The organism is Tistrella bauzanensis, assembly GCF_014636235.1.
GTDB lineage: Bacteria > Pseudomonadota > Alphaproteobacteria > Tistrellales > Tistrellaceae > Tistrella > Tistrella bauzanensis.
Genome location: NZ_BMDZ01000193.1, coordinates 1 through 959 on the forward strand (window position 1 = coordinate 1; position 959 = coordinate 959).

The 959-nt window shown below is 55.7% G+C and carries 1 pseudogene; it reads right to left on the reverse strand.

From position 1 onward, the window contains the following. Nucleotides 1-97 precede the first annotated feature (97 nt). Nucleotides 98-913: pseudogene (locus IEW15_RS25530) on the reverse strand (site-specific DNA-methyltransferase); the annotation flags it as partial. Between the last annotated feature and the right edge of the window lie 46 nt (nucleotides 914-959).

Here is a 959-nt window from a genome sequence, read left to right on the forward strand (position 1 = left end):
AGGAGGACGGGCCGCCTCACGCCGTCCCAGGCGACGGTGACGCTCTAAACCAGCCCGCCGCGCTCATTGCGCGACAGCCTCTGCAACAGGCTCCTTTGTATTGTTTTATACGCGGCCTACTTGATCCCTTGTTGGGAAAATAAACACGCCCCTCCGAAAGGTACCGAAGGAAGACAGGCTCAGTCGCCCCCCAGCATCGCCCAGTAGGCGGTCGAACAATAATGCCTGAAGGCGTCTTGATATCGTACATTTGGTTTGCTCGGTAGCCTTGGGCGCTAAAAGGGATCGAGCGCCAAGGTCCATTTGGGTCATTATCCGTGTTGGTGTAGCCACCTTCATCGCCGAGACGATTGCGTGTGTCCTTCCATCGCTGAGGGCCTTGAGGAGAGTAGACGAGAATGTGATCATGAGCTGAACCAATGGCAGCTCTATTCTCTCTTGAAGTTCTTTTTTGCCAAACAATGTTTGCAATGAAAGAATTTCTTCCGAAAATCTCGTCCAAAACGACCTTGAGGTAGTGTGCCTCGTTGTCGTCGATTGTGATCCACAGAGACCCGTCATCAGTCAAAAGCCGACGGATAATCTCCAGACGATCGCGCATCAGGCCGAGCCAGATTGAATGCTCCAAGCCATCGTCATAATGCTCGAAGGCGCTGCCCGTGTTGTAAGGCGGGTCGATGAAGACGCATTTCACCTTCCCGGCGAACTCCTGCTCCAGCGCCTTCAGCGCAAGCAGGTTGTCGCCGAAGATCAACCGGTTGTCGAAAATGTCGCCGTCACTCATGCGATGCTTCGCGTGATAGGACTTCTCCGGGTCTTCCAGCAGAATGCGCGGCTCCAGCCGTGGCCGGTTCTCTTTGCCTACCCAGGTCAGTTCGGAGCCTGTTGCAGAATGGGCTCCAAACCTGTCGATGTCCGCTTGCCCCCGCGCTGCGGGGCTGATTCCCTCGGGTGAGGTG